This is a genomic window from Oleiphilus sp. HI0132 (assembly GCF_001635845.1).
The window spans coordinates 1-19240 of the sequence record NZ_LWGJ01001471.1 but is presented as its reverse complement, the minus strand read 5'-3'; the positions used below and the strand labels follow the sequence as shown (position 1 = coordinate 19240).

Annotated in this window: 21 protein-coding genes; 1 reads left to right on the top strand and 20 read right to left on the bottom strand. The window is 42.7% G+C overall.

Annotated elements, in window-relative coordinates:
* From A3766_RS22815 to A3766_RS22755, 13 genes are all read right to left on the bottom strand, one after another.
* Positions 1–460 (bottom strand): hypothetical protein (locus tag A3766_RS22815; protein WP_197479691.1); only part of this gene is annotated, 460 nt, incomplete at its 3' end.
* Complete coding sequence (gene tolR, locus A3766_RS22810) at positions 457–849, bottom strand: protein TolR (RefSeq protein WP_068511022.1); 393 nt, start codon at positions 847–849, stop codon at positions 457–459. The genes tolR and A3766_RS22815, both read right to left, overlap by 4 nt.
* A 29-nt stretch (positions 850–878) precedes the next feature.
* Positions 879–1601, bottom strand: a complete 723-nt coding sequence (gene tolQ / locus A3766_RS22805) for a protein TolQ (protein ID WP_068511024.1) — start codon at positions 1599–1601, stop codon at positions 879–881.
* Positions 1602–1655: 54 nt separating this feature from the next.
* Positions 1656–2081: a YbgC/FadM family acyl-CoA thioesterase gene (locus tag A3766_RS22800; protein ID WP_068511027.1), complete on the bottom strand. Its 426-nt coding sequence runs from the start codon at positions 2079–2081 to the stop codon at positions 1656–1658.
* Position 2082: 1 nt separating this feature from the next.
* Positions 2083–3117, bottom strand: coding sequence for a Holliday junction branch migration DNA helicase RuvB (ruvB, locus tag A3766_RS22795; RefSeq protein WP_068511029.1), 1035 nt, complete (start codon positions 3115–3117; stop codon positions 2083–2085).
* Positions 3118–3257: 140 nt separating this feature from the next.
* A complete protein-coding gene (gene ruvA / locus A3766_RS22790) occupies positions 3258–3863 on the bottom strand; it encodes a Holliday junction branch migration protein RuvA (RefSeq protein ID WP_068511030.1) in 606 nt (201 codons plus the stop codon).
* Between the two features lie 65 nt (positions 3864–3928).
* Positions 3929–4447, bottom strand: a complete 519-nt coding sequence (gene ruvC / locus A3766_RS22785) for a crossover junction endodeoxyribonuclease RuvC (protein ID WP_068511032.1) — start codon at positions 4445–4447, stop codon at positions 3929–3931.
* Positions 4448–4467: 20 nt separating this feature from the next.
* Entirely contained in the window at positions 4468–5229 is a 762-nt protein-coding gene (locus tag A3766_RS22780; RefSeq protein WP_068511034.1) for an amidohydrolase family protein, read from the bottom strand.
* Between the two features lie 206 nt (positions 5230–5435).
* Positions 5436–7214 carry an aspartate--tRNA ligase gene (aspS, locus tag A3766_RS22775; RefSeq protein ID WP_068511036.1) on the bottom strand — a complete coding sequence of 593 codons (1779 nt, stop codon included), beginning with the start codon at positions 7212–7214 and terminating at the stop codon, positions 5436–5438.
* 66 nt (positions 7215–7280) lie between these two features.
* Entirely contained in the window at positions 7281–7541 is a 261-nt protein-coding gene (locus tag A3766_RS22770; RefSeq protein WP_068511038.1) for an FmdB family zinc ribbon protein, read from the bottom strand.
* Positions 7542–7918: 377 nt separating this feature from the next.
* On the bottom strand, positions 7919–8512 hold the full coding sequence (locus A3766_RS22765; RefSeq protein ID WP_068511040.1) for a hypothetical protein: 594 nt from the start codon (positions 8510–8512) through the stop codon (positions 7919–7921).
* A gap of 318 nt (positions 8513–8830) precedes the next feature.
* Positions 8831–10183 carry a DUF6160 family protein gene (locus A3766_RS22760; RefSeq protein WP_068511042.1) on the bottom strand — a complete coding sequence of 451 codons (1353 nt, stop codon included), beginning with the start codon at positions 10181–10183 and terminating at the stop codon, positions 8831–8833.
* A gap of 367 nt (positions 10184–10550) precedes the next feature.
* A complete protein-coding gene (locus tag A3766_RS22755; RefSeq protein ID WP_068511044.1) occupies positions 10551–11081 on the bottom strand; it encodes a hypothetical protein in 531 nt (176 codons plus the stop codon).
* 101 nt (positions 11082–11182) lie between these two features.
* Here A3766_RS22755 and A3766_RS22750 point away from each other — a divergent pair, with 101 nt between their 5' ends.
* Positions 11183–12568: an anthranilate synthase component I family protein gene (locus A3766_RS22750; protein ID WP_082880525.1), complete on the top strand. Its 1386-nt coding sequence runs from the start codon at positions 11183–11185 to the stop codon at positions 12566–12568.
* 26 nt (positions 12569–12594) lie between these two features.
* Here the strand turns inward: A3766_RS22750 and scpB are convergent, their stop codons facing one another.
* The 7 genes from scpB to gspL form a co-directional block, all read right to left on the bottom strand.
* A complete protein-coding gene (gene scpB, locus A3766_RS22745) occupies positions 12595–13281 on the bottom strand; it encodes an SMC-Scp complex subunit ScpB (protein ID WP_068511046.1) in 687 nt (228 codons plus the stop codon).
* 11 nt (positions 13282–13292) lie between these two features.
* Positions 13293–14087 (bottom strand): ScpA family protein, encoded by a 795-nt coding sequence (locus A3766_RS22740; RefSeq protein ID WP_068511048.1) that lies wholly within the window; start codon positions 14085–14087, stop codon positions 13293–13295.
* Positions 14088–14113: 26 nt separating this feature from the next.
* Complete coding sequence (locus A3766_RS22735; protein ID WP_082870226.1) at positions 14114–15331, bottom strand: tryptophan--tRNA ligase; 1218 nt, start codon at positions 15329–15331, stop codon at positions 14114–14116.
* A 175-nt stretch (positions 15332–15506) separates the two neighbouring features.
* Positions 15507–16868 (bottom strand): glutathione-disulfide reductase, encoded by a 1362-nt coding sequence (gene gorA / locus A3766_RS22730; RefSeq protein ID WP_068511050.1) that lies wholly within the window; start codon positions 16866–16868, stop codon positions 15507–15509.
* A gap of 98 nt (positions 16869–16966) precedes the next feature.
* The gene (locus A3766_RS22725) at positions 16967–17599 is read right to left on the bottom strand and encodes an N-acetyltransferase (RefSeq protein ID WP_068511052.1); all 633 of its coding nucleotides are present in this window, start codon (positions 17597–17599) and stop codon (positions 16967–16969) included.
* A 41-nt stretch (positions 17600–17640) separates the two neighbouring features.
* A complete protein-coding gene (gene gspM, locus A3766_RS22720) occupies positions 17641–18162 on the bottom strand; it encodes a type II secretion system protein GspM (protein ID WP_068511054.1) in 522 nt (173 codons plus the stop codon).
* Positions 18163–18188: 26 nt separating this feature from the next.
* On the bottom strand, positions 18189–19240 hold a 1052-nt coding region (gspL, locus tag A3766_RS22715), incomplete at its 5' end, for a type II secretion system protein GspL (RefSeq protein ID WP_068643013.1).

Here is a 19240-nt window from a genome sequence, read left to right as displayed (position 1 = left end):
GAGCTTTTTTCTTCTCTAGAGCCTTTTTCTTCTCCAGAGCCTTTTTCTTCTCTAGAGCCTTTTTCTTCTCTAGAGCCTTTTTCTTCTCTAGAGCCTTTTTCTTATCCAGAGCCTTTTTCTTATCCAGAGCCTTTTGTTTTTCCTGAACCTTTGCCCGCTCCCTATCTCGGAGTTGCTGTAGTTCATTTTCACTAATCACACGAGCTTGAATACTTTTTGGAGGCAACTTAACTGTTTGCTCGTTACTACTCTGCCAATTGAAAAAGAATGCAGCAATGACCAATATATGAACAGCAACACTAGCAATCAGAAACTTTCGATTTTTTACCTCTATCGCCTCGCCTAACAAGACCTTAAGGAGTTTAAAGTTTTCCGTTGCACGCTTATCTGAAGACTTTCCACTTGCTCCCTGCTTTTTCAAAGCACGAGCTTGAGAATCTTTAGCCGTGTTTTTCTTCATGGGTCCTCAGTGATCAATCCGACATCTTTCGCACCGGCATTCTGTAAAGCAGCCATCAGCTCAACCACAACTCCGTACTCTACATGCCTGTCTCCTCGCACAAGAACACTAGTAGAAGGTTCGTGTTGAAGAATAGAGCTTACATTTTTTAGTACGACCTGAAGCTCTAAAGGTTTCTTGCTTGATGATGTCATTTCCATATAGTAAGCACCGTTTGAGTCGACCGTCACGACAATCGGCTCGAGGCTTTTAGCACTTTCTACCGGGTCGCTATCAAGTAAGGGTAAATCAATCTTGATCCCCTGAGTCAGCATTGGTGCTGTCACCATAAAGATAATAAGCAGCACTAGCATCACATCGATATAGGGAACAACATTTATATCGGACATGGGTTTACGCTTAGATCTAGGCACCGTTATCAGCCTCTATTAGAAGTATTATCAGCAACACCGTCTTTTGCACTTCCTGCACTTGAATGAATATTTCGATGAAGAATACTCGAGAACTCATCAGCGAAAGTTTCATAGCTTGTATAAAGCGCATCAGCCCTTGCCGAAAACCTGTTATAAGCAACAACAGCAGGAATTGCTGCGAATAGCCCCATTGCAGTAGCAATTAGTGCTTCAGCAATACCTGGCGCTACCGTCGCCAAGGTCGCTTGCTGCTGCTGAGCAAGCCCGAGAAAAGAGTTCATAATCCCCCAAACTGTGCCGAACAGACCAACATAAGGGCTTGTAGAGCCAACTGTTGCCAAAAATGGCAGATTGGAGTCAAGTCGTTCACCCTCTCGCGAAAGCGCTACACGCATTGATCGCTGCGTCCCCTCCATCACGGCATCGGCGTCTACGCCGGCTTGTTGTTTTAAACGGTTAAATTCCTTAAACCCCGATTTAAAAATCAATTCAAGCCCACTACTCGCAGCCGACCCGGAACTTCTTTTGTACAATTTTCCTAGATCCATGCCGGACCAAAACATATCCTCAAAATTATGCTGCTGCGCATTAGCCTGTCTGAAGAAACTAGAGCGCTGGAATATCAGATACCAGGATATTATCGACGCAAGCAATAATGCCAACATAACCAACTGCACAATAAAACTTGCATCAAGAATCAAACCAACAATCGAAATCTTTTCCTGCACTTATTTTCTCCAGGTAATCTGCCAAATCTAGGCACAAAATACGGTAATAGCTGACTAACTTTGTAACCCTGTTGAACTCAAGGCTTGCTTCAGGCCTTCGGGTAGCGCTCTCGGCTTGTTATCAGGCAATGATACACAAGCGACCTTAACATTCCCCTCAACTAGCCGCCTACCAGATGAGTCTTCAACAAACTGTTCAAATTCTATATAAGTTCTTTTTAGAGACGAAACCGAAGCAGTAACATTCAGTATTTCATCAAGTTTGGCGGGGGCCAGGTATCTAACATCAAGGCTATGCACTACATAACTGATTCCTTCTTCGAAACCAGCCCGAAGCTCAAACCCTAAACTTCGAATAAACTCCGTTCTAGCACGCTCAAAATACTTTAAATAATTAGCATAAAACACGACGCCGCCAACATCAGTGTCCTCTATATAAACGCGTATTGGCAGACTGAATGCTTCGCTAGAACATGTCATATCACGCTCCGCCGCTGAGTTCGGCGGGTGCTTTCAAACCAAAATGCTGCCATGCTTTTTGTGTTGCCAGACGACCGCGCTGCGTTCTTGCCAAATACCCTTGCTGAATCAGGTAAGGCTCCAAGACATCCTCAACCGTGCCTCGCTCCTCACTAATTGCTGCCGCCATGCTTTCTACGCCAACCGGGCCGCCAGCAAATGTTTCGAGTACCGCGAGTAGTAAGCGCCGATCCATTTGATCCAAGCCTTTTGCGTCAACGTTGAGCATACTTAGGGCTTTATCAGCATTGTTCTTATCCAAGACACCATTACCTTTAACCTCGGCGTAGTCTCTTACTCGCCTTAGCAATCGATTGGCTATCCGGGGCGTCCCTCTGGAACGACAGGCTATCTCATCGGCTCCACCCTGTTCAATCTCTAATCCGAGTAACTGGGCTGAACGACTAACAATGGAGCTCAAATCCTGGTTATTGTAGAACTCAAGACGCTGAACGATCCCAAATCGGTCTCTTAACGGAGAGGTGAGCAAACCTGCTCGCGTGGTTGCACCAACAAGCGTAAAGGGAGGTAAGTCGAGCTTGATAGACCTTGCAGCCGGACCTTCACCTATCATGATATCGAGCTGATAATCTTCCATTGCCGGATATAAGACTTCTTCAACTGAAGCATTCATTCGGTGAATTTCATCAATGAAAAGAACGTCTCCTGCTTCCAAGTTTGTCAGCAATGCAGCAAGATCACCGGCTTTTTCAAGAACAGGGCCAGAAGTAGACTTAATATTGCTCCCTAGCTCATTTGCAATAATATTCGCTAGCGTTGTTTTACCTAGTCCAGGCGGACCGAAAATAAGCACATGATCCAGCGCTTCTTGCCTTTTACTGGCTGCTTGAATAAAGATATCCATTTGCTCTTTAACAGCGGGCTGCCCAACATAGTCACTTAAAGACTTAGGCCGAATCGCTCTATCTTGAACATCTTCACTCACACCACCAAGCTCGGCAGCTTGAGCGGCAATAATACGATCTGCTTCAATCATGTACATTCCAAACAGGAAACATCAATCTGGGCGTGGCCGTAATGACACACCAAGAACTTACTATGAAAGACAGTTTACAGATCAATCCAAGGGACTAAAGTTAAAAATATGTTAGACCTCGCCGACCTATAAGCCTGGTGCTACAACATTCCTTTTAGTGCAGCTTTAAGAAGAGACTCTAGGGTTTGCCCCTCATGACGCACTGATTTAATAGATTTCGCAGCATCTTGAGGCTTATAACCCAAGGAAATCAGCGCCGCTTCGGCTTCACCTTCGATATCGCTAACACGCGCTAGAGGCATATCAAGCTCAGAAATTGACACATCACCACCCTCAGGAACAAGGCCTTTAACCTTATCTCTCAGCTCTATCAACAACCTTTCGGCCGTTTTCTTGCCAATACCTGGTAGCTTCACCAACGTAGAAACATCATCATCAGCTACGCAGCGAGCTAAAGATGCACTATCTAAACCAGATAGAATAGTTATCCCCAACTTTGGACCAACACCGTTAACCTTTATGAGAACCCTGAACATGTCTCGGTCTTTCTTATTCAAGAAGCCATATAACAATTGAGCATCTTCGCGAACAACAAAATGAGTATATAGGCTCACGCTAGCGCCCGCCTCAGGCAAAGAAAAAGACGTAGAAATTGGCACCTCGACTTCATAACATATGCCCGACACATTTAATAAAACACTCTGGGCACCCTTCTCTTCGACTATTCCTAGCAATTTACCAATCATCTAAATTATCTACCTTATTTACTATTGATTTCCCATTTTGTCGCCTTAAGCAAATCAGTCAATAACTACCGCATACGACCACCGCGACTTTGACTAACACCAGAAACTTGCAGCAACAGCTTCTCACTATTCGCATGGCAAATTGCTATTGCCAAAGCATCTGCTGCGTCTGCTTGAGGTGAGCTTTCAAGCTTTAACAGGTGCATAACCATTAACTGGACTTGAGACTTATCTGCCCCCCCCTTACCAACAACCGCTTGCTTGACCTTTCTAGCCGAATACTCGTTAACTTCGAGCCCTGAATTCGCGGCTGCAACAATGGCTACGCCACGTGCCTGACCAAGCTTAAGCGCTGAAGAAGGGTTCTTGGCCATAAAAACCTCTTCGATTGCAAATTGATCCGGTTGATACTGCTGAATGAGCTGTCCAACGGCTTGAAATATAACTAACAGACGGTCGGAAAATGCTCCATCCCCGGTACGAATACAACCACTTGCAACATAAGATAAACGCCCCCTATCCTTCGAAATAAGCCCGTAGCCGGTTACTCGTGAGCCGGGATCTATACCTAGTATCAGGGACATACTTCTAAACCTTTTGATTGTTAATCAGTATCAAGGCGGTAAAACCGCCTACCATTATGCCAGGTAATATTCTGGTACGAATCGGAAGAAAAAATGCCTTTAATCAAACTCAAATCTTCATTTCTAAATGGCCTCAAAGCGCGCGTTGAGGGAAGATCTGTTCCAAACATCAAAGCATTAGGATTAATCAGCACCATCTCTTGAAGGCGCTTAATAGGGTCAAAATCGACTCGACCAAAGCCGCAAACTTTTACATAAACGCCATGCCTTAATAAATCATCTACAACAGGAAACGATGACTTCTCCATACCCATGTGATCAATACATACCTTAGGCAAATTCTTGATCAAATCTTGAAGATGATATAAACCTTCAGATGAAATATATAACTCAATATGCCAACCACACAAGTCATAAACTCGTTGTGCGAAATAGCATAGATAGCCAACCCGCTCACTTCCACCCCGAAAGAGGTTAAAGCGAACCCCCCTTACTCCGGCAGCATCGAGTTTTAATAGTTCACCATCAGAAATATCATGTGGAACCTGCGTAACCCCGACAAAATTATTAGATCTTGAGTTTAGTAAGGCAAGCGCCGAAAGTAGATAGCTCTGATCAAAAGCCTGAAAAGAGCCTGAAACAACGACACCACTCTTGATATTAAGCAGTGAGACACGTTCAAGATATTGTTCTACATCAAAGTCATCTGGTAAGAAGCCGTGATTAGAAACTAAGGGAAATCGACTATCAATTATATGAAAATGAGCATCAAAAACTGACAACTAAGCACTCCCAATGTAAAGGACGGCTCTTATGATACAGAACATCACCAATGGATCGAAGTTGCCTTAGAAAAATAGATAAACCAAACCAAGCTTTAGCTCATCAAGCACTTATCAAGTTCAGCTAATAAAAAGAAAAGAAATCAGTGCGGTGGGTTTAGCAGAGCTAAACTCTCACCGCACAAATTAGATATAAAGCTTAAATTTTAAGCTTTATTCTCAGTTTCTTTAGACTTAACACGAATGTGAAGTTCACGAAGCTGCTTATTATCAACTTCGCCAGGAGCCTGAGTTAACACACAGGTTGCACTTTGTGTTTTAGGGAAGGCAATCACTTCACGAATAGACTTAGCGCCAGTCATTAACATCACTAGACGATCCAAACCAAAGGCCAAACCACCATGAGGAGGACAACCATATTTTAGGGCGTCTAATAGGAAACCAAACTTATTTTGGGCTTCTTCGTCATCGATACCAAGAATCTCGAAAACAGTTTTTTGCATGGTGCCGTCATGAATACGAATTGAGCCACCGCCTAATTCACAACCATTCAAGACCATATCATAAGCTCTTGACAAAGCGGTTGCCGGATCTTGCTTCAACTCTTCAGGTGAGCACGATGGAGCAGTAAATGGATGGTGAATAGCTGTTAAACCACCGTCATCTAACTCCTCAAACATTGGGAAGTCCACTACCCACATTGGCGCCCACTCACAAGTATAAAGATCAAGGTCCTCACCGATCTTGCATCGAAGTGCACCAAGCGCTTCGTTGACAATTTTCTCTTTGTCAGCACCAAAGAAGACGATATCGCCATTTTTAGCACCCACCTTTTCCATAATGGATAGGGCAACATCTTCACCCAAGAACTTAACAATTGGTGATTGTAGGCCTTCAGCGCCTTTTTCAAGTTCGTTAACCTTGATCCAGGCCAAGCCTTTCGCGCCGTAAATACCAACGAACTCAGTGTATGCATCAATTTGCTTACGAGATAATGATGCACCGCCATCGACCTTAAGCGCAGCAACACGGCCTTTAGGGTCTTTTGCAGGCCCAGCAAATACTTTAAATTCTACAGTTGCCATTAAGTCAGCAACATCCACAATCTCTAAGGGAATACGTAGATCCGGTTTGTCACTACCATAACGGCTCATTGCCTCGGCGTAACTCATTTGCGGGAAGTTACCAAGCTCGACATCAAGCAAATCTTTGAACATTGAGCCAACTAAAGACTCCATCATGCCCATCAATTGATCTTCTTCAATATAAGAACACTCGACATCTACCTGCGTAAACTCAGGCTGACGATCAGCACGAAGGTCTTCGTCACGGAAGCACTTAGCAATCTGGTAGTAACGATCAACACCCGACACCATTAGTAGCTGCTTAAATAACTGCGGCGACTGCGGCAATGCAAAAAAGTTACCTTGATGAGTACGGCTAGGAACCAAATAGTCTCGCGCACCTTCTGGTGTAGCTCGTGTAAGAATAGGCGTTTCAACATCCATAAAGTCCAACTTATCCAAAAAGTTACGGATATAGTTAGTTACCTTAGAGCGGAACACAAGCTTGTTAAGCATCTCTGGACGACGCAGATCCATAAAACGGTACTTTAGGCGAGTGTCTTCGCCTACATCCACGTAACCATCTAGCGGGAATGGTGGTGTCTCAGCTTCATTCAATATCGTTAATTCTTTACCCAGTATTTCAATCTTACCAGTGGGCATATTTTCATTAACGGTGCCTTCTGGGCGAGCACGAACAAGGCCTTTTATCTGCAGTACCCATTCACTTCTTGCTCTATCAGCTAACGCAAAAGCCTGCTCGGTATCTGGATCTATAACAACTTGAGCCATACCTTCACGATCGCGCATATCTAGAAATATAACACCCCCATGGTCACGACGACGGTGAACCCAACCGCAGAGAGTCACTTCTTGACCGATATTATCTTCATTAACCGAACCGCAATAATGGCTTCGCATAAACTATTCTCACTTAATTCTAAATACTGATTAATTGTTAATTATCTTTGTTAAATCGCTACTTTATCAGGCTGCTGAAGAGCTTTCACTGCCTTTAGATTTAGAGCTATTCTCATTCTTTGAGTTGCACAGGTTTTTCTTATTTCCTGTTTTAAAATCTGTCTCATACCAACCTGACCCTGATAACCTAAAACCAGCAGCGGATATACGCTTTGAAAAAGTACTTTCGCTACACTCAGGACAATCAGTTAATGGCTTATCACTCATTTTCTGTAAGACATCTTTTTCAAAACCACAAGATTTACACACATATTCATAAATCGGCATTATTCATTACCACCTATATAAATCTTTCTTTACATACTTATTTAAAACATGACATCTAAATCACATAACAGCCATGACTAAGCAAAATCGGCGCACAGTATATACAATCTAAATATTAAAATCAGCGCTATAAAACCCAAAAAACCCCGACAGACTACGCGCTCAGGGTTCATTTTGAATAACAAATCGTTAAAGGCTAACACCTAACAATTACATAATTTGTTGTAAGATCCATATCCGCACAATAAAAAGCACACACAAAACGATATTCACCTAAGCAAGCCAATCCTATAACAAACAAAGCCGCCCTTCTGGGCGGCCTTATAAAGCTAGAGATAGAATAAGAAGCGAGCTTTTCCTCACTCCTTGCTATTCATTTAATTAGACTGAAAATAGATGGGCTTCAGAACCGTCTCCTTTGGTGCGCCGAGCTTAACTTCACCATCTACCACCTTATAAGGGTAAGACCACGATCTAGCCCAGCCCGCTATATGCTCTGCCACTACACGAATGTAGTCCATGGATGAGCCATCAGCATTCTTTCTTGTTTCAATATACATTAAGCCGACACCCCACTTTGCACGAGTTTTAGCAATACGCTTTAAATATTCAATGATTGAGGCTAGTTGAAAATCCTTTTTAACAAGATTTTGGTGCTCAATAGCTAACACGTTAAATTCACCCTGCGGGGAAAGTACCATCCCAAAAGGTAAAAACTCACCACGTTCAAGCAAGTTCTTTTCCATGCGCATCCAACCCTGCACCATCATATATTTAAGCTGCGCGATCGCTTGCTCCTCAGTAACCTTACCCCGCCTCACTTGGTTAAGGTCTACAGCGCTGTCCGCAATTGGCGCCTCGACAAGATCTTCTGCTTTTATTTTTCTTTTGCCTTCTTCAGCTGATACTAAGGTGCTCGACACTGAGAACAGTAAACCAAGCAGTATCAAACCAAATTTCAACATCTTCATATAGAGACTCCAATCATTATTATAACGGTGAGGTAAAACTATTGTGGATATAAATTATCTGGGCGAGAGAAGAATGTCTACAGTGAATCAGTAGAATTTGTGACTTTTGTTAGGCATTTTTTATAATGTGAACGAGGCAGTGAACGGAATTTCATAACAAACACTTTTAGCCACAAAAGCCTACCCCATATTTCCCTGCCAACAGAATTTACAGACAACAGAAACTAAAAAAACCACCTCACATTGTGAGGCGGTTTCTCGTTTTGCTTCTAACTTAACTAAACACTTTCGTATCCAGCTTCAGCTAAGATCAAGATCTTAGTGAGCAGAGATAGTCCAGTTAGTAGTGTTAGTCACATCAGTCAAGTAGATTTCACCGATAGAAGTACCAGTGTCACCGAAAGACAATGAACCGATATCTAGGTCAAACTTAGAAGTAGTGTTGATTGCGATACCGTCAACATAACCTTCTCTTGTGTTGCCACCCTGGATATCTTGAGCTGGGTTCAAAGCAACAGAACCTAGATCAAGAACTGCGTCTTTAACAGCGTAGATGTCACGCATTGAGTGAGCGAAACCGAATGCATTCAATCCGTCTAGACCAGAAGTGTCACCACGATGGTTGTGGATTTTCAGATCGTTGATCTGAACACCAGCGATATCGATGTAAACATCTAAATCAGTGATGTTGAAGTAGCTATCCATGTGGATTTTTGAGTTCGCATCACCGTAACCAGTAGAACCAGTCACAGCATCAGAAGCTTCAGCAGCAGAGATACGACCATTACCATCAGTGTCAGTAGCGCCGAAACCATTACCATTGTTTTCGATATGGATATCTTTGTGACCCAAGTAACCCGCAATGCTTAAGTTGCTGATCAAAGTAGTAGTTTGTGCAGTAGAAAGATCTGCGCCTGGCTGGTAAGTAGAGTCAGCAATACCGATTGCACCGATTTCGTATTTGAAATCAACCGCTGTTACAGCTGCGTCGATAACTTCTTGAGTTGAGAAATCAGCAAGTGCAGTAGCACCGCCAGCAATAAGGTCATCAGCACTGATAAGAGCAGCCAATGGATCAGTAGCGATTTCGTGAATTAACAAGTCACCGTCTTCGATACCAACACGACCCTTAACGAATGTTCCGCCAAGTGCACCAGCAACTGCTTGAACAACAGATACACCAGGAGCAGCTTGTACATTGTTAGCTTCTAGCTGTGTCAAAGATGCACCATCAGCGTTAGCTTCGATACCGCCAGCCAAACCAGCTAGACGACCGTCATCTACAGCACCGTATGCTAGAGCCAATGCAGCTAGACCTTCAGCACCGTAAAAATCAGACAAACCACGATCTAAAATGTTTTCGCCAGTAGCAGCAGAACCAGCAATATCGATGTTCATACGGATATTGTCAATCATGTCAGTGTCGTTTGCTAGGTTATCGTCACCAGTGTTTGCGTTGCCGCCGATGCTGATGTCGTTGATGAATAGGCTACCAGCATCTTTATACATGAACTGACCGATAGAAACTTTAGTTTCTAGATCGATAGTCAAACCAGCTTGACCAGTTAGCTCGCCCATTGCTGAGTCGTCTAGAGCTTTAAGTTCAGCTTGTGCGCCAGCAGAAGCAGCAGCGATTGCAGAAACTAGTGCGATTTTTTTCAGGCCTTTCATATTATTCTCCTAATATTTAGGTTACGTTAAAACTGTCTTAGACTTATGTGTCTTAACGCGATCATTTGATTTATATGATTTCATTTTTTTCTAACAAGCTGTGTTGCTCGCCAGTGAGATCATAATATGTATTTTGATTTCTATTTACCGTGATTGCTTTCACAAAAAGTTACGGAGAGTAACCTTTAGGCAGAAATGTAAGGGTTTTTAACAGAATTTGACATTTGAAGGCTGTTTTCGGGCGTATTTTAGAATTTAAGAAAGAAAAAAATGTCGACATAAAGAAAAACAATACAAAATATTGAGTTAAATAGAGCCCCTAAACGAAAAAACCGCCTTTATAGGCGGCTTTAATAAAACAAGGCTTTTATTTTTTAGTAAAGTAAACCGGCTTTACTTCCAATTCTTGAGGGGTACCCAATTTAAACTCTCCATCCTCCATCTTAAAAGGGTATGCCCAATGGCGAGCCCAACCAGCAATATGTTCTGTCATCACGATAATTCTCTGGACATATGTACCGTCATCTCGCTTGATGGCCCTAATATACATAATACCAACTGCCCACATTGAACGCGTTTGAGCAATAGCTGCCATGCTTTCAGCGAGTTTTACTAGAACAACCTGTGAAGGTAGTTTTGCTTCAATATCTGGAATGACTGCTTTAAACTCGGCATCAGGAGACAGCGTCAAGCCAAATGGAGGGAAAGAACCGTTTTTAACAACTTCCTTTTTAATTCTATCAAAGCCTTTGACCATCATATATTTGAGTTGGTTTACAGATTGCGCTTCTGTTAGCTTGGCACGCTTTAAAGAGTTAAAATCTTCAGCCTGCAAGGGGGTAACCCAAGGCAAAACGCATAGCGCTAGAAATAAAAAGCGACGAAATGAACGCTTCATAAAAACTCCATTTGTTAAGTATTATTTTGCGGCGATAATTTATCAGGCGTCGAACAAATGTCCATATACATTCTCATAGATTTTAATTTTGCGATAACTGAATGAAGAATTTTGAAACAGCTTACCAAACAAATCAAACAAAACACCCGGCAAAGTGGCTACAAAAGGAAATTATTCTAAATGATGAGCAATGCCATGCCTTGTTAGCCTCCCTCCCCCATTCAATCTTTTTAGATAGCGGCGTTGATGAGTCAAAAGGTCGCTTCAATATTATTAGCGGTTCGCCTTTATTTACCCATACAATAAATAAAGCAGAGTTATCTCACACTCCAAACCTAGTTAAGCCAAGCAATATTCATGAGTCACTTAACTACGAGCAACAAGAAATCCCATCAATATTTTCAGATTTACCTTTTACAGCAGGGTTAATTGGATACTCAAGTTATGAGTATGGGGCTCTTAGTATTATTGAAGCACCTCAATTAATGGAAGAAAGTAAACTCCCCCTTCTATATATAGGTGAATATACCTGGTCTTATATTCATGACAAAAAACAAAAGCGCGGTTATCTAACGTATTCACCACGCTGCCCTCTCGATTTGCGAGACAAGATTGAAAATATTATTTCCGATACCCACGAAAAGAACGCCACATATAAACATAAGCAGCAAACTAACAAGCCTAACTGGCAGAAGACCATTTCATATCAGCGTTATTCAGAAGCTTTTGAGCAAATACAAAGCTACATAATTGCCGGAGACTGTTATCAAGTAAATCTAACTCAGCGTTTTGAAGCAGATTTTGATGACCCATCACTCCCTCTGTATTTCCACCTCAGAGAAAAAGTCGATACGCCTTATTCAGCGTTCATCTCTTTTAGTGACGATCAACAGTTATTAAGCTTCTCGCCTGAACAATTTATTGGAATCAAGAATAAAGAAATAAACACAAAACCAATAAAGGGCACCGCTCAGAATACAAATAAAGCTGAAGCCCCGCAAAAATTGCAAGAAAGCACAAAAAACCAAGCCGAAAACTTAATGATTGTTGATTTACTTCGTAACGACCTAAGCAAAGTTTGTGAATTAGGCAGCGTTAAGGTGGAAAAACTATTCGAACTTGAAACTTTCAAGAATGTGCATCACCTAATTAGCCATATAAAAGGAAGGCTTAGGAAAGATATCAACGAATTAGATGCCTTTTTCGCATGTTTTCCTGGCGGATCTATTACGGGAGCTCCTAAAATCAGGTCAATGGAAATTATTAATGAGTTAGAAGGCTCCGGCAGAGACGCCTATTGCGGTTCAATTTTTTATCTAAATGGAAATGGAAATTTTGACAGTAATATACTTATTCGAACCATTGTGCATTCGGGAAATAAATTACATTGCTGGGGCGGCGGCGGAATCGTTCACGACTCAAACTGTAAAGAAGAGTATCTAGAAAGTTTAACTAAGGTCAGTAATTTAACGGGAATTTCGGAATAAGCATATAGAGCCTTCCTTATATAGAGCTAATCGTCCTGTTTTACTGACTCATCTTCGGTGCCGACTAGCTCTAATTGTGCATTTAATTCTTTGGAAATTAGCTCAATATCTCGAATTTCGGCCAAGGTTGGCAGGTCATCAAGGCTGCTTAGGTTGAAATAGGAAAGAAAATGCTTGGTCGTTGCATAAATTGCTGGTCGACCGGGAACCTCGCGATGACCCACAACTCGCACCCAATTTCTTTCTAGCAGGGTCTTCATTATGGTAGAGCTGACTGCAACCCCCCGAACTTCTTCAATATCGCCACGCGTAATCGGTTGGCGATAGGCAATCAAGGCCAATGTTTCCAAAAGTGCTCTGGAATACTTTTGAGGTCGTTCTTCCCATAAACGCTGTACCCACTCGCTCATTGAAGGCCGGGACTGAAAGCGATAAGCGCCAGAAAACTCAACCAACTCAACACCACGACCTTTGTAGTCTTCCTCAATTTCTTGCAATACGGAGCGAAACACTGCCCTGGTAGGCGTAAGGTCAGGTTCCAATAAAGCTTGAATCGCATCGATAGACAAAGGTTTACCTGCTGAAAACAGAAGCGCTTCGACAATAGGTTTTAATACTTCAACGGTGGGCTCAAGTGAATTATAGGTGTATTGATTCCCTACATTAGTAAGATCTTCGCTATTTGAACTAAGTAACTCTTTAATGTCTACCATTTCAAAGCTCTTTATTGTGCTCCGCGCGCCCGAACATGAATAGGCCCCAAGGTTTCTGATTGAACAAAATCGAGCAACTGCTCTTTAACTAATTCCATAATTGCCAAAAATGTTACCACAACACCATCTCGCCCTTCCTCTGGACTAAAGAGCGCAGCGAAAGGGACGAACTGTTCGGGCGTTACCTTAGATAAGATAATTGTCATCCTCTCTCTAGTTGAGAGCTTCTCTTTTTCAATATGGTGGCTTACAAACATATCAGAGCGTTGCAGAACAGAATTAAGTGCCTGAATTAACTCATTTAGCGAGACATCAGGATGTATCTTTCCGTCAGAACTGGTTTCTGCTTTGATATGAACAGGAACTATTTCTCTATCAACGCGTGGTAACTCATCCAAATCTTCAGCTGCTTTCTTGAAGCGTTCATATTGCTGAAGGCGACGAATCAATTCAGCACGTGGGTCTTCTTCTTCGTCATCTTCATGCGAAATTTTAGGCAATAACATTCGAGATTTGATCTCGGCCAACATCGCAGCCATGAGTAGGTACTCAGCAGCCAGCTCGAACTTCATCTTTTTCGCAACTTGAATATATTCGATGTACTGACGCGTTATCTCACTCACATCAACTGCCAGAATATCCATATTTTGGCGTCGTATCAAATACAGGAGCAGATCTAGCGGGCCTTCAAAGGCTTCGAGAATAACCGATAAAGCATCGGGGGGAATATAGAGGTCTTGAGGGACATCCCTTACAACTTTACCTTCGACAATTGCCAAAGGTAATTCTTGTTGCACAGCTGACATACTCAAGCCCCCTATCTTCTAGCACTTTACGCGCCGAAAGATAAACCCATTACACGTCGAACTTCCTGAAGCGTTCCCTTTGCTGCGTCACGCGCGCGCTCGGCACCTTCAGATAAAATACTACGCACTAATTCTGGGTTCTCTTCATACTGGCGAGCACGTTCACGAATTGGGCGCTGCTCTTCAAGCACTTTTTCAATTATTGGGTTCTTACATTCCAAACAACCAATGCCTGCACTGGTGCAACCTTCACGAACCCAGCATTTAGTACTTTCGTCGGAATAAACATCATGCAACTTCCACACAGGGCACTTATCTGGATCACCCGGATCAGATAAGCGTACACGTTGTGGGTCTGTCTGCATGGTTCGTATTTTTTGAGTAACCGAATCCGGATCCTCACGTAAGCCAATAGTATTGCCGTAAGATTTGGACATTTTCTGACCATCTAAACCTGGCATCTTCGATGCTTCAGTCAATAATGGCTGAGGCTCAGGTAGAATCACTTTACCGCCTCCCTCAATAAAACCAAACAAGCGTTCACGATCGCCTAGTGATATATTTTGCTGGTCTTTGATCAAAGCTCTTGCAGTTTCCAAAGCCTCATCGTCGCCCTGTTCTTGGAATCGCTTCTGTAAATTACGATAAAGCTTGGCGTTTTTCTTACCCATTTTCTTTATCGCTGCTTCAGCCTGCTCTTCAAAACCCGGATCTTTACCATATAAATGATTAAAGCGACGAGCAATTTCACGCGTCAATTCGACATGAGCTACCTGGTCAGCACCAACAGGAACAAAACCCGCACGATAAACTAAGATGTCAGCACTTTGTAATAATGGATAACCTAAGAAACCGTAAGTTGCCAAATCTTTTTCTTTCAACTTCTCTTGCTGGTCTTTGTAAGTTGGTACACGTTCCAGCCAACCTAAAGGCGTCATCATTGACAACAATAGGTGCAACTCTGCATGTTCAGGCACCATAGACTGAACAAACATTGTCGCTGAACCTGGGTTAATACCCGCAGCAAGCCAATCGATCACCATATCCCACACGCTCTGTTCGATCATGAAAGGGTCTTCATAATGCGTTGTGAGTGCATGCCAGTCTGCAACGAAGAGGAAACATTCATAATCGTGTTGCAACTCTACCCAGTTCTTGAGTACACCATGATAATGCCCAAGATGTAGCTTGCCCGTAGGGCGCATACCGGATAAAACTCTTTGCTGTGATTCAACCGAACTCAAAGCTGGCTCCTATTTATAATCTGCTATGGATAATGGATTACGTGATGAAAGTCTGGCTCGTAAAAAATACCAATGACTACTTACATACCACCTTCCGTAAAAAACGGAAGTATACTTACTTTTCTTGATAATTTCAGGGTCAGTGTATTTTTCTGGTGATCGAAGCAAAAAAACCTTAAGTTCTAGGCTGGCGCATCGTTACAAATTCTTCTGCAGCAGTAGGATGAATACCAATAGTTTGGTCAAAACTCTGTTTCGTAGCGCCAGCTTTTAATGCAACGGCAATACCTTGAATAATCTCTCCGGCCTCTGCACCAACCATGTGAACACCTAAGACAGCATCTGTTTTCTTGTCTACAACCATCTTCATTAAGGTACGTTCATCACGCCCAGACAAAGTATGCTTCATCATTTTAAAATTAGACACATAGACATCAATGTCATCAAACTCTTCCCGCGCTTGCTCCTCACTCAAGCCAACCGTAGCAATATTTGGCTGACAAAAAACAGCCGTCGGTATCAAGGAATAGTCGACTAATGAAGGTTTAGTTGAGGAAAAGAAATAATTAGCTAAGAACATACCTTCGGCAAGCGCAACCGGCGTAAGCTGCATACCACCTATTACATCACCAATCGCATAGATCGAGGGTTCACTTGTTTGAAAATAATCATTAACCTTAATCTGACCTTTGTCATCAAGCGCTACCTTAGTATTCTCTATGCCTAAGTCGTAGGAGTATGGCTTTCGACCTGTTGCATAAAGCACCAAACCAGTAGATTCGGTAGCGCCACTTTTTAGCTGAAGATTTAAAGAACCGTTATCCAGCTTTGAAATACTGTCGATATTCTCATTAAACCTTAAGCGAATACCTTTTTTGCTAATCTCATCACGCACGAACTCCCGCACTTCTTGATCAAAACCGCGCAAGAACAGCTCACCACGATAAACCAAGGTCGTGTCGACACCAAGCCCTTGAAGAATTCCGGCCATTTCTACAGCTATATAGCCACCACCCACAACCGTTGCAGTATCGGGCAAGTTATCAAGATAGAAAAGCTCGTTGGAAGAGATTGCATACTCGGCACCTGGAATATTAGGTATGAACGGCCAACTTCCAGTCGCGACAACGATTCGCTCAGCCGAGTATTGCTGCCCTGCCACTTCGACAGTATGGGCATCAACTATGCGAGCTCGACCATTAATAATTTTAGCGCCCGAGTTAGTTAACAAGGAATCATAAATACCGTTTAAACGCTCAATCTCAGTATTCTTATTTTTGACCAGGGTTTGCCAGTTAAAACTCAGATCACCATTTAAATGCCAACCATAGCCTTTGCCGTCTTCAAGCTCTTCATGAACATGGGATGCATAAACAAATAGTTTCTTTGGTACGCAGCCTACATTTACACACGTACCGCCAAGATAGCGATCTTCTGCAACAGCAACTGTAGCGCCCATCGAGGCCGACATTCTAGCCAAACGAACACCGCCGGAGCCAGCACCAATTACAAACAAATCAAAATCATAAGATGACATAAAGAACTCTTCAAAAACGGATATTGTCGGTATGCCTAAGCTCGAAAACTACACTAGAGCATTTAATAGCTTAAGACAGGTAAAATATAAATACAGAATTAGTGACTGCACTCTTTGAATAATACATTTTCAACGAGCTCACCCAGTTTAACGGTTCCAAGGGTTTTATAACCAATACTCTTATAAAACTTCAAGTACCGCGTATTACCAGTATCAAGCGCTATACCGCCGGAGCGCGGGTTTTCTTTACAGATATCTTCTATCGCCAACATCAACTGCTTACCGTAACCCGAATTTCTGTATTTTGAATCCACCCCCAACAGAGGTAATTCATGGTGTTCACCTTTAGGTAGACACTCGTGGATCTGTTTATGGTAATTAATATAACGCCATGTACAGTCCATTCCTGCTGTAAGCATCATACGCAAACGCCAGTTCCACTGACGACTTAGTGTCAAACGGATATCCGGACTGCCAACTAGCGCAACTGCAATCAAATGATTATCCAATGCCAGGCCGATCACATCTTGCTGATTGGAAAAATGTAAGTTAATTAACTCTCGTATAGTTGCCCTGATACGTTGATCATAACCAGGGCGCGAAGCGTCAAATAGGTATTTAAAGGTAGGCTCATGTTTATAAGCTCTATATAGAATTGCTTTAGCTTCGGTAAAAGCGCCAGGTTCAAGTCGAACAACTCTTGCTTTGGTTTCTTCTGTTATTCTTGTCATAGGTGCCCCTAGTTCTTAGACTAATATATCGCGCTACAGACTTATGAAGACAATGTCATTCTGGCGCTGATCTTCCCTGGTGCATCATCTTTATCAATGGAAATCTGCTCGACTCGCACACCTAATGAGCTTTTCAAGCGACTTAACCAAGAAATTACCTTATCGAAAGAGGCGTCATCCACCCAAACTTTTAGCTTATTGTCGCCGCTTGGCTCGAAGCGCTTAAGTGCCACTTTCTGTTGCTTTGCAAGATTAGTAACCGATGAAACCAGCTGCTGGCTATTCAATGCTTTTTTGGAAGCACTGCCTTGATTGTTTTGACCAAGACTTCTCAGTGCGGCTTTATTCTGGTTTACCAAGGCTAGCAATTGCTGATTTTGCTCAAGCTTTGCCTCGGCTTGTTTTTTGTATTCATAAGCTGGCTTCATTAAGCCAAAGATCAGAATAACCAAGCTCAGAGCTACAAGCAGCACTTTAAGAGCCAAACGGTCACGTGCCGATAGCATCTCATACTGTTTGCGCATATTCAGTAGCGCAGAGTTCTGTTTTAAAGCTTCTAACATCTCAATATCTCTCTTAACTACCTAAACTAAGCACCGCCGACACTAATACGGCCGCGAAAATATTCTTTTTCTTGAACAGCGGAACTGATCTTCGCCGTTAGGCCAGCACTAACGATGGCATTTTTTAAACTCTCTAACTGATCAAAGCTTTGAGCCTGCATTTCTAAGACTAACTCAGCACGCTGCTGATTATAGTTAATGCTTTTAAATTGAAGCTGGCCTTTAAATTTGCTTCGATCAAACTGATACCCCGCCTCTCCTAATAAATGGAGAAAACCGACATCGACACTACTACCGCCCTGGCGCTGCTGGTTAAGCTTACCCTTGATAATACGCGGCAATTTGCCAAGTGTTGTCCGTTTCGAGTTGGGTACTATTTTTTGGTAGGCTGTTAATGCGCTTTGGCCAGCGGAATCAGCCTGCCCTTCAAAGTACATACCCTGGCCAATAAACACGCCGAATTGCAGTAAAAACCCAAGTCCAGCAAGTGCTGCAACAGCTCTCCAGCGATGCCAGGACCCGCTAGACTGACGAGCAATCACAAAATCGCCTTGGCACAAATTTGTCAGGGTTGTTTTATTACGTGTATAGCACTCACATAGGAATTCAAATTCACTTAAACCAAACTGCTCAACTGAGATAGACAGGTGTGGGTACTGCTCTATTTGAGCAAGCAACATCTTAGCCGCTTCCATATAGTCAGCTGCAACCCAAACCTTCATCGAAAGCTCGCGTGCTTCCTCATCTTCACTTGGCGCAAGAAAAACACTGTCTAAATATGGAATGAGGTTATCAGGCTTTAAGGAAATCATCTTTCCTTCGAGAGAACGAACGATTACTGAGCCGCTAGACAAACAAAGACTAAGGTCATCTTCAGCAATAGGCAGACACTGCGCATCGAGATACACGCCAGCTAAAGGAATATCGGCCATTTCGCTATTAAAAGACTGAAAATTTGACTCGAACAAAGAGTGGTCGATATTAATGACCGAGTAAGCGCCTCGTTTGCTTTTTGGCCCCAAACAAATATGTATTTGCTCAATATCTTGCGCAACCTGCTCTTCTACTGCAAAGGGTA